The organism is Pseudomonas edaphica, assembly GCF_005863185.1.
GTDB lineage: Bacteria > Pseudomonadota > Gammaproteobacteria > Pseudomonadales > Pseudomonadaceae > Aquipseudomonas > Aquipseudomonas edaphica.
The window spans coordinates 1-9,966 of sequence record NZ_VBVZ01000194.1; the positions used below are offsets into that span (position 1 = coordinate 1).

Genomic DNA, 9,966 nt, shown 5'->3' on the forward strand with positions numbered 1-9,966 from the left:
GGCGTGGTGCCCGGGCCGGTCTACGGTGGGCAACTGCAGGACATGGCCGTGCCAGGCGTGGCGCCTGAAGGCAAAGTGCGGGTCGACTACACGCCCGTCAACGTGACCTTCAAGGACGGCAGCGTGGTCGAGTTGCGCAAGCCAAATCTGCAAATCACCCAGCTGGCCTACGGCCCGATGCACGCCGAAACACTTTTCTCGGCGCGGATTGCGCCACCGATGATCGGACTAGGCCTGCTCGAAGCCATCAGCGATGCCGACATCTTGCGCAACACCGACGCAAAAACCGCCGACAAGGAAGCCCTCATTGGTCGCGCCAATTGGGTCTGGGATGACGCGCAGCACCAAACCGTACTCGGGCGCTTTGGCTGGAAAGCCGGGCAACCCAACCTCAATCAACAAAATGTTCACGCGTTTTCTGGTGATATGGGCCTCACCACGTCCCTGAGACCCTTTGATGACTGCACCGCCGCCCAAGTCGCCTGCAAACAGGCGCCCAATGGCAATGGCCCCGAGGGCGAGCCGGAAGTCAGCGATAACATCCTGCGCCTGGTGCTGTTCTACACCCGCAACCTCGCCGTACCGGCGCGCCGTGGCGTCAACACGCCGCAGGTGCTCGCCGGCAAAAACCTGTTCTACCAGGCCGGTTGCCAGGGTTGCCATAAGCCGACGTTCACCACGGCGGCCACAGCCGCCGAACCTGAATTGGCCAACCAGGTGATTCGCCCTTACAGCGACCTGCTGTTGCACGACATGGGCGAAGGCCTGGCCGACCACCGCAGCGAGTTCAAGGCCGGCGGCCGCGACTGGCGTACGCCGTCGTTGTGGGGCATTGGCCTGACGCAGGCCGTAAGTGGTCACACCCAGTTTTTGCATGATGGCCGCGCCCGTAACCTGCTCGAAGCCGTGCTCTGGCATGGCGGTGAAGCACAAGCGGCGCAGCAGCATGTGTTGTCCTTTAATGCCGAGCAGCGTGCTGCGTTGCTGGCGTTCCTGAACTCTTTATAAGCATTGCCACAATTACAGTAGGGAGCTCGACATGTTCCGTCCCAAGTTGCTATTCACCAGCCTTGCCGCCCTCGCCCTCGGCGCCTGCTCGCCCCAGGACCCGCAGGCGGTGACCTCGGCGGCCATCGCCAAGCAAGTGATCCTGCCCACCTACAGCCGCTGGGTTGAAGCCGACCGCCAACTGGCCGTCAGCGCCCTCGCCTACTGCCAGGGCAAGGAAAGCCTGGAGACCGCCCGCGCCGACTTCCTGCATGCGCAAAAAGCCTGGGCTGAGCTGCAGCCGCTGCTGATCGGCCCGCTGGCCGAGGGCAACCGTTCGTGGCAAGTGCAGTTCTGGCCGGACAAGAAAAACCTTGTGGGCCGACAAGTCGAACAACTGGTCAGCGCCCAGCCGCAGATCGACGGCGCCGCCCTGGCCAAGTCCAGCGTGGTGGTGCAAGGCCTGTCGGCCTACGAATACATCCTCTACGACGCCAAGACCGACGTCGCCGACGAAGCCCAGAAAGCCCGTTACTGCCCACTGCTGGTGGCCATTGGTGAGCGTCAGAAAACCCTGGCCGAAGAGATCCTGGCGAGCTGGAACAGCACCGATGGCATGCTCGCGCAGATGACCAAGTTCCCGAACCAGCGCTACGCCGATTCCCACGAAGCCATCGCTGACCTGCTGCGCGTGCAAGTCACCGCACTGGATACCTTGAAGAAAAAACTCGGCACGCCGATGGGCCGCCAGACCAAGGGCATCCCGCAACCCTTCCAGGCCGATGCCTGGCGCAGCCAGTCGTCCCTGCAAAGCCTGCAAGCCAGCCTGGCGGCGGCGCAGACCGTGTGGGTCGGCGTCGACAACAAGGGCCTGCGCGGCCTGCTGCCGTCCGAGCAGAAGCCATTGGCCGACAAGATCGACGCCGCTTATGCAGCCTCGCTCAAGCTGTTCGCCAGCAACCAGCGCACGCTCAACGAATTGCTGGCCGACGATGCCGGGCGCCAACAGCTCAATGACATCTATGACAGCCTCAACGTGGTCCACCGCCTGCACGAAGGTGATTTGGCCAAGGCGCTGGGCATTCAACTGGGCTTTAACGCCAACGACGGTGACTGATGATGCTCAGGCGACAGGCTTTGGCGGTTGGCAGTGTGCTGCTCAGTGCACTCACTTTGGGTGGCTGGACGCTGTTCAAACAAAAGAAGCAGGCACCGCTGCTGCTGTCGGCACGCGATGATGCGGACGGCAAGCACTATGCCGTGGGTTTTCGCCTGGACGGCACGCAAGTGTTTGCCACCCAGGTCGGCCAGCGCTGCCATGACATCATCAACCACCCGATACTGCCGATTGCGCTGTTCGTCGCCCGTCGCCCGGGCACCGAGAGTTACCTGATCGACCTGCGTACTGGCACGCTGCTGCAAACCATCACCTCCAATGCCAATCGCCATTTCTATGGCCACGCGGTGATCCACAACAGCGGCGACTGGCTGTACGCCACCGAGAACGACACCTCCGACCCCGGCCGTGGCCTGCTCGGTGTGTACAGGTTCGAGGGCGAGCGGCTGGTGCACAGTGGCGAAATCTCCACCCATGGCATCGGCCCGCATCAAGTGTCATGGATGCCCGACGGCGAAACCCTGGTGGTGGCCAACGGCGGCATTCGCACCGAAGCCGAAAGTCGTGTGGAGATGAACCTCAACGCCATGGAACCGAGCCTGGTGCTGATGCACCGCGACGGCAGCCTGATCAGCAAGGAAACCCTGGACCAACAGATGAACAGCGTGCGGCATATGGGGATTGCCAGCGATGGCACAATCCTCACCGGGCAGCAGTTCATGGGGCCGTCCCAGGAGCGCTCCGAGTTGCTCGCGATCAAGCGCCCAGGGCAGCCGTTCGTGGCGTTCCCGGTGGCCGATGAGCAACTGCAAGCCATGGGGCATTACACCGCCAGCGTCGCCGTGCACAGCGAACTGCGTCTGGTCGCACTCACAGCGCCGCGGGGTAACAGGTTTTTTATCTGGGACATGGACAGCGGTGCGCTGCGCCTGGACGGGCCGTTGCCCGACTGTGCCGGTGTAGGTGCGGTGACGGATGGCTTTGTCGTCACCTCAGGCCAGGGCCGTTGTCGCTTCTACGATTGCCGCCAGCCGCAGTTGGTGGCCAAGCCGCTGGAGCTGCCCTCGGGGCTTTGGGACAACCACTTGCACCTGATAATTTGAGAAAAAAAAAGGGCCTCGCATCGCAAGGCCCTTTTGTCGGGGGTGTGGAATCTTTCAACTCTGCGGCCTCATCCCTTGGGACATCCCGAACATGAACAACAGCAAGTCATGATCCGGCTTGGCCGCCACACTCGTCTTGGCAACACGTGGCAGCAGGCATTGCCCGCTACCCTGCGCCGCACTGAGCACCTGTGTGCGAGGTTGTTCCCACACAGCCAGCGCCAGGGCTGCAATGCCCAACGCGCCGACCAGGAACACACCTCGTGCTATTTCTAGCTTCATCTAGTTAAGCCCTTGATAGCGCTGCCAAACGCCGTCTCGTAAAAGTAGCTGAGTTTTTCCCAGTCGGTACTGTTCCACGACGAATGGCGACGCAGTTGCAGCATGTCATGGGAAGCGGCCCGATAAGCGGTCAACCGCTGGCGGCACTTTTCAAAATCCAGCAGCGCCACTTCCACGTTGGCCGAGTCGCCTTCGCCGGTCACTCGTACAAAAATGTGCTTGATGTACAGGCAACCATGTTGCCAGCGGCCCTTGTGCATGCGCGCCAGGGTGCCCGCCAATTCCTTGAGCATGCGCTCATGGAGCAACTCGCCGTACTGCTCACGGCCGCCGGCGGCGTACCAGTTTTCGATCTCGTCGAAACCGTCCAGGGACGCCGTGACCAACAAGGCTTTCCATTGGTGCTCGGGGTCACGGCGTGCGCCGCAAAACACCAGTTCCGGTACGCGGACATCCAGCGAACGCAGGCCTTTGAGGGCGTCACGTTCGCGCAACACGGTCGGGCGTCCGAACGGGTGAAGCCAACTGCGGTAGATATGACCGGTCTGACGCTTGCTGTAGAGCAAGCGGCCATTTGGGCTGACCACCCGCTGCACACCGCTTTCACCACCGCGTCGGCGGTTGGGTTCCTCGACCCACTCGCCCTGCTGACGCCAGAAAAAATCAAATCGTTCTTCGGGAGCTACGTGACTGCCTGATACGCACTCAACTGCCATCCTGTTACCTCTTACGCAATACATAGACTCGCCACATGGCGTAGAGCGGCATGAAGTCCAGGGATTCCTGGACCCGGAAACCGGCCTGCTCAAATTCTGCCTCGACAGTAGCAGCCGGTAACACAAACCGGTTTTGGTAACCTTCCTGCTCACCTTTCTTGCGACGCTTGGCTTCGGCGCGCTTGCGTTTCCACGCCTTGAAATTGCCATCCACCCACAACGAAATAATCACGCTGTCGCGGGTAACCCGCTGAAATTCTTTCAGTATTGCCAGCCTGTGCGCCGGATCACCAATGTGGTGCATCAAGCGCATGCAAAAAATACTGTCGACCGAGTTATCGGGCAAATCGATATCAAAGGCAGACGTTTGCAAAGGCCGTACCCGCTTCACCACCTCCGCCGGCTGGGCGACGGTGGCAACTTTCAACATCGACTCCGAATTGTCAGCGCCGATAATCACACGGTTGGGCTTCTCCGCCAACAATGGCCAGAACCGCCCGGCACCGCAAGGCAGGTCCAGCACCAGGCCCGGCTCACCCGCCAGGGCCAACGCACCGCGCGCCAATTGCTCGTCGCGTTTGTGGGACAGCCGGCGAGCCAGATTGTCCTGATGCTTGAGCAAATAATTCTGCGCGTGCTGATCGTCGTACTTTTCGGAAAAATCGAGCTTGATTGGGGTAGACATCAACGGATCTCCAGTAGCTGATGCTTACAACCTTAAGCAGCAAACTGTGATCAACAGGTCAACCCGTTGTGAAAAACTTGTCCTGTCCAACCCCATACATTTCAAGACTTTACAGATACAAGCAGTGGCATGGGGCCATCTTCGCCGAAAAGCGGGGTATCTGCCGCAGGATAGCGGCAGGGAAAGTACTCAGGGTTTGACCTGGCTCAACTCGACATGGAAACGGCAGCCATTGGGCTCCATAGTACTCAGGCTGACGCTCCAGCCCTGGCTCTCGCAGATGCGTTGCACCAGCGACAAGCCCAGGCCGAGGCCTTCTCCGCGCTTCTCGCTGCCGCGCACAAAGGGCTCGAACATAGCTTCACGCTTGTCCTCGGGAATGCCCACCCCAGAGTCTTCGACGATAAAGCCGCTCGGTTCCAGCGTGAGGCGGATAAAGCCCTGCTCGGTGTAGTGCAACGCGTTGCGCAGCAAGTTGCCCATCACGGCGTGCAAGAAGGTGGTGTTGTAGCGGGTATCCAGGGGATTGCCCGGGTTATAGATCAACTCAAGGCCCTTTTGCTCGATAGGCCCTCGCCAGATGCCGAGTAAGTCCTCCGCCACCTGCGTGACGTTGACCTGCGGCGACATGGCGGCATCATCGTGTTTGGCACGCGCCAGCATGAGGAAGGTTTGCACCAGCTCGCGCATTTCTTCACACGCACGGGCGATTCGCAGCACTTGGTTGCGGCCACGCGGGTCAATAGCCGGGTTTTCCAACAGCAGCTCGCAGGAACTGGCCAGTACCATCAACGGCGTGCGCAGTTCGTGGCTGACGTCGCTGGTGAACAGCTGCTCACGGGACAAGGCCGCGCGCAGGCGGCCCAGGGTGGCGTCGAAAGCCACGGCCAACTCGCCGACTTCATCGGCGGCGTAGTCCGGCGCCAGCGGCGGCGCCAAGCCAAGCAATTGGTCACGATGGCGCACCTGGCGGGCCAGACGCACCACCGGCGCCATCACCTTGCGGGCCAGCACCCAACCAAGGAAAACCGCCAGTGCGAGGCTGAGCACAAAGCCCACCAGCACCACGGCAAACAGCACGCGCTCGCGCTCTTCGAAATCGCTTTGGTCTTGCAGCAACACATACCGTCGGCCATCCACCACTTCAACCATGGCGTGGTACGACAGCGATTCGCGGAATACTTCGTGAAAGCCCGGCTCCAGGTGCCGAAGGTCTTTGGGCAGCTCGAAATCCCCAGGGCCGCCGCTGAAGTAAAACAGCTGGTCGGGCTCGGGCCGGTGGCTCCAGTCCTCGACACTGTCCATCAGCAACAGGCGCTGCAGGTCGCCGCCCAGGCCGGCCGAAATCAGTTTTTCTTCCACCAGGTGTACGGTCGCAATGATGCCCATGGCGAAGGCCCCCGCCACCAACGCACTCATCAAGGCAAAGGCGATGATGATCCGCTGGGCAAGGCTTTGCTTAAACTCCATCACGGCCCTCGGCCAGGCGATAACCCACACCGTGTACCGTTTGCAGCAACGGCTTGGCGAACGGCTTATCGATCACCTGACGCAATTGGTGAACGTGGCTGCGCAGGCTGTCGCTGTCCGGGCAATCATCGCCCCACAGGGCTTCTTCGAGGATTTCGCGGCGCAGTACGTGCGGGCTTTTTTGCATCAACACGGCGAGCAGTTTCAGGCCCACCGGGTTGAGCTTGAGCAGGCGCCCTTCGCGGGTGACTTCCAGGGTATCAAGGTCGTAGCTCAAGTCACCGACTTGCAGGGCACGGCGCCCGCCGCCCTGGGCACGGCGCAAAACGGCTTCGATGCGCGCGGCCAGCTCGGACAAGGCAAAGGGTTTGAGCAGGTAGTCATCGGCGCCGGACTTGAAGCCCTGCAGCCGGTCATCCAATTGGTCGCGGGCGGTGAGCATGATCACCGGCGTATCGCGGCGGGCGTCTTCACGCAGACGTTTGCACAGCGTGTAGCCATCGATACCGGGCAGCATGATGTCGAGCACGATCAGGTCGTAATGCTCGGTGGCGGCCAGGTGCAGGCCCGACAAACCGTCCTGCGCGCAGTCCACGGTGTAGCCTTTTAGCCCCAGGTAATCGGCCAGGTTGGCCAGAATATCGCGGTTGTCTTCAACCAATAGAATTCGCATGGGCAGTGTCTCCGTACGCGGTAACGGCCTTGTTGGCTCGCGCAGCTTAAGGCCAAGTGTGGCTCAGGGATAGACCTTGAGGTCACGTCGATAAAGGTTTTCAACCAATTACATATTCCAACAAGTTTTTCACTATAGCTTCACAAACTGATTACAGTGTCAGGTCGAACATCGCGCCCATCGATATAAGGAATATGGACATGGGGTTTTTCAAAACAGCGCCTATGCGCTTTCTGCTGCTCGTCACCGCCACCTGGCTGGTGATTTTCCTGCTGACCCGCAGCGTGCTGCTGATCACCCATCTGGATGAAGTCGGTGGCAATTTGCTGCCGGTGTTTGGCGTGGGTTTGCTCTATGACCTGAGCTTCCTGGTGTATGCCGCCTTGCCGCTGGGCCTGTACCTGCTGCTGTGCCCGCCCGCGTTGTGGCGCCGCCGCGGCCATCGCTGGTTCCTGCAAGCGGTGCTCACCGTCAGCGTGTTCGCCATGCTGTTCACTGCGGTCGCTGAATGGTTGTTCTGGGATGAATTCGGTGTGCGCTTCAACTTCATTGCCGTCGACTACCTGGTGTATTCCAAGGAGGTGTTGAACAACCTGCTGGAGTCCTACCCGATCGGCAAGCTGCTCAGTTTGTTGGCGATGCTGGCGATAGTCGTGAGCCTTGCCCTGCGCAAGCCGTTCAATGCGGCGATGAACGCCCCGCTCCCAGCCATGCGCGGCCGCTTGCTGAATGCCCTGTGCCTGTTGGTAGCTGCCGGTCTGAGTGTGCAATTGATCAGCCAGAACAGCCCGCGTGCCCAAGGCGGCAATGCCTACATGAACGAATTGGCGAGCAACGGCCCCTACCAATTTTTTGCCGCCTTTCGCAATAACGAACTCGATTACACGCAGTTCTACAAAAGCCTGCCAACCGAAGTTGTCGCCAAACAGTTGCGCGCAGAACTCAGTGAACCCAATGCGCACTTTATCGGCACAGACCCGCTGGATATCCGCCGCACTATCGACAACCCAGGCACATTGCGTAAACCCAACATCGTGCTGGTGACCATCGAAAGCTTCAGCGCCAAATACATGGGCAGCAATGGCGATGAAAACAACCTGACGCCCAACCTCGATGCGCTGCGTAAACAAAGCCTGTACTTCAATAACTTCTATGCCACCGGCACCCGCACTGACCGTGGGCTGGAAGCGATCACCTTGGCGATTCCACCCACGCCCGGCCGCTCGATCGTCAAGCGCATTGGCCGTGAAAGCGGTTTCGCAAGCCTTGGCCAACAACTCGGTGCCGTCGGTTACGACAGCGTGTTCGTCTACGGCGGGCGCGGTTACTTCGACAATATGAACGCGTTCTTCAGCGGCAACGGTTATCGGGTCGTCGACCAGAGCAGTGTGCCGGAAGCGGAAATTTCGTTTAAGAACGCGTGGGGCATGGCTGATGAAGACCTCTACCGGCAAACCCTGAAACTCGCGGATGCCGACTACGCCAAGCAGCAGCCTTTCCTGCTGCAACTGATGACCACGTCCAACCACCGTCCCTACACCTACCCGGACGGGCGCATTGATATCAAGTCCGGTAAAGGCCGTGACGGCGCCGTCAAATACACCGACCACGCTATTGGCGAGTTCCTCGACGCGGCACGCCAGAAACCCTGGTTCGATAACACGATCTTCGTGTTCGTCGCCGACCACACCGCCGGCAGCGCAGGCAAGGAAGACTTGCCGATCACCAACTACCAGATCCCGCTGTTCATCTATGCCCCCAAGCTGATCGAAGCCCGGGAAAGCGCACAACTGGCCAGCCAGATCGACCTTGCGCCGACCTTGCTGGGCCTGATCAACCTGAGCTACGAGTCGACCTTCTTCGGCCGCAACCTGTTGCAGGACAACCCGTTGCCACCGCGCGTGGTGGTCGGCAACTACCAGTATCTGGGGCTGTTTGACGGCAAGGACCTGGCCATTCTAAGCCCACGCCAAGGCCTGCGTCGCCACGATCAAGCCCTGGGTGAAAGCCAGGAGCTGCGTGTAGGCAGTGATGATCCGTTGATCCAACGCGCAATCACCTACTACCAAGCGGCCAGCTATGGCTACACCCAACAATTGCTGAGCTGGAAGGGGCCGAAGGAAGTGCCCCCCGCAATCAGCGTACGCTGACAGCTGCGTTCTGGCCCTTGCCTACCACAGGGCAAGGGCGTGACACTTGCGCCATCCTCCGGCGATGGCGCCTTTGCATGTCCGACTCCCTGTTGCTGATTGAAGATGACCGCCCATTGGCCGCGCTGACGGCCGAGTTCCTGCGCGCGGAGGGTTTTACCGTCGCCGTGGAGCACCGTGGTGATCGCGCCGCACAGCGCATTCTTGATGAAAAACCGGCACTGTTGATCCTCGATGTCATGTTGCCGGGCATCGACGGTTTTACCCTGTGCCGCCAGATTCGCGACAGCTACCCCGGGCTGATCCTGATGATGACCGCGCTGGATGAAAACGCCGAGCAATTAACCGGATTCGACGTGGGCGCCGACGACTACGTGGTCAAACCCGTCGACCCGCTGCTATTGCTGGCCAGGGTGCGCTCGTTGCTGCGTCGTCATCGCCAGGCGCCCAATGCGTCTTATCAGTGGGGCGCGTTTCGGTTGGACCTTAATAGCCATTTCGCCTGGCTCGACGGTACGCCATTGCAATTCTCGGTGGCCGAGTTCGAACTGCTGGCGATTTTCGCCCGCCATAGCGGCGTGTTACTGACCCGCGAGAAACTCCTGCAAAGCTTACGCGGCCTGGAATACGACGGGCTTAACCGCTCCATTGATATGCGTGTGTCGCGCCTGCGCAAAAAGCTGATGACCCTGGCCTGCCCGGTGACCATCCAGGGGCGCAGTTTAAACATGCTGGGCCGCCTGGGGGATTTCGACAAACAGGTAGCCTTGGGCCGTGATGGTC

The 9,966-nt window shown here is 60.4% G+C and carries 10 protein-coding genes; 5 read left to right on the plus strand and 5 right to left on the minus strand.

The annotated features are described in order from the left end of the window. The 3 genes from FEM54_RS14800 to FEM54_RS14810 all read left to right on the plus strand — a co-directional run. The coding region (locus tag FEM54_RS14800) for a di-heme oxidoreductase family protein (protein WP_138451626.1) at positions 1-1,008 on the plus strand (1,008 nt) is incomplete at its 5' end. Between the two features lie 31 nt (positions 1,009-1,039). Then, the gene (locus FEM54_RS14805; protein WP_017139758.1) at positions 1,040-2,104 is read left to right on the plus strand and encodes an imelysin family protein; all 1,065 of its coding nucleotides are present in this window, start codon (positions 1,040-1,042) and stop codon (positions 2,102-2,104) included. 2 nt (positions 2,105-2,106) lie between these two features. Then, complete coding sequence (locus FEM54_RS14810) at positions 2,107-3,207, plus strand: DUF1513 domain-containing protein (protein ID WP_099549365.1); 1,101 nt, start codon at positions 2,107-2,109, stop codon at positions 3,205-3,207. Positions 3,208-3,261: 54 nt separating this feature from the next. Here FEM54_RS14810 and FEM54_RS14815 read toward each other — a convergent pair whose 3' ends face one another. The 5 genes from FEM54_RS14815 to colR all read right to left on the minus strand — a co-directional run bounded on the left by FEM54_RS14815 (position 3,262) and on the right by colR (position 7,033). Beyond that, positions 3,262-3,489 carry a hypothetical protein gene (locus tag FEM54_RS14815; protein ID WP_017139756.1) on the minus strand — a complete coding sequence of 76 codons (228 nt, stop codon included), beginning with the start codon at positions 3,487-3,489 and terminating at the stop codon, positions 3,262-3,264. Then, a complete protein-coding gene (locus FEM54_RS14820; RefSeq protein WP_017139755.1) occupies positions 3,486-4,205 on the minus strand; it encodes a lipopolysaccharide kinase InaA family protein in 720 nt (239 codons plus the stop codon). The genes FEM54_RS14815 and FEM54_RS14820 overlap by 4 nt, the downstream gene beginning before the upstream one ends. A gap of 4 nt (positions 4,206-4,209) precedes the next feature. Next, positions 4,210-4,890: a class I SAM-dependent methyltransferase gene (locus FEM54_RS14825; protein WP_017139754.1), complete on the minus strand. Its 681-nt coding sequence runs from the start codon at positions 4,888-4,890 to the stop codon at positions 4,210-4,212. 189 nt (positions 4,891-5,079) lie between these two features. Next, positions 5,080-6,360, minus strand: a complete 1,281-nt coding sequence (locus FEM54_RS14830; RefSeq protein WP_017139753.1) for a sensor histidine kinase — start codon at positions 6,358-6,360, stop codon at positions 5,080-5,082. Beyond that, on the minus strand, positions 6,350-7,033 hold the full coding sequence (gene colR / locus FEM54_RS14835) for a two-component system response regulator ColR (protein WP_003175870.1): 684 nt from the start codon (positions 7,031-7,033) through the stop codon (positions 6,350-6,352). The genes FEM54_RS14830 and colR overlap by 11 nt, the downstream gene beginning before the upstream one ends. A 200-nt stretch (positions 7,034-7,233) precedes the next feature. Between colR and FEM54_RS14840 the strand changes: the two genes are divergently transcribed. Together FEM54_RS14840 and FEM54_RS14845 are read left to right on the plus strand one after the other, a co-directional pair. After that, a complete protein-coding gene (locus FEM54_RS14840; protein ID WP_099549364.1) occupies positions 7,234-9,183 on the plus strand; it encodes an LTA synthase family protein in 1,950 nt (649 codons plus the stop codon). 77 nt (positions 9,184-9,260) lie between these two features. Beyond that, a partial coding sequence (locus FEM54_RS14845; RefSeq protein WP_240792750.1) for a response regulator transcription factor occupies positions 9,261-9,966 on the plus strand: 706 nt, incomplete at its 3' end.

Bases quoted from the DNA above. Each gene is read 5' to 3' on its own strand.
- FEM54_RS14820 (WP_017139755.1), bottom strand. From the start codon at position 4,205: ATGGCAGTTGAGTGCGTATCAGGCAGTCACGTAGCTCCCGAAGAACGA.
- FEM54_RS14805 (WP_017139758.1), top strand. From the start codon at position 1,040: ATGTTCCGTCCCAAGTTGCTATTCACCAGCCTTGCCGCCCTCGCCCTC.
- FEM54_RS14830 (WP_017139753.1), bottom strand. From the start codon at position 6,360: ATGGAGTTTAAGCAAAGCCTTGCCCAGCGGATCATCATCGCCTTTGCC.
- colR (WP_003175870.1), bottom strand. From the start codon at position 7,033: ATGCGAATTCTATTGGTTGAAGACAACCGCGATATTCTGGCCAACCTG.
- FEM54_RS14825 (WP_017139754.1), bottom strand. From the start codon at position 4,890: ATGTCTACCCCAATCAAGCTCGATTTTTCCGAAAAGTACGACGATCAG.
- FEM54_RS14840 (WP_099549364.1), top strand. From the start codon at position 7,234: ATGGGGTTTTTCAAAACAGCGCCTATGCGCTTTCTGCTGCTCGTCACC.
- FEM54_RS14815 (WP_017139756.1), bottom strand. From the start codon at position 3,489: ATGAAGCTAGAAATAGCACGAGGTGTGTTCCTGGTCGGCGCGTTGGGC.
- FEM54_RS14810 (WP_099549365.1), top strand. From the start codon at position 2,107: ATGCTCAGGCGACAGGCTTTGGCGGTTGGCAGTGTGCTGCTCAGTGCA.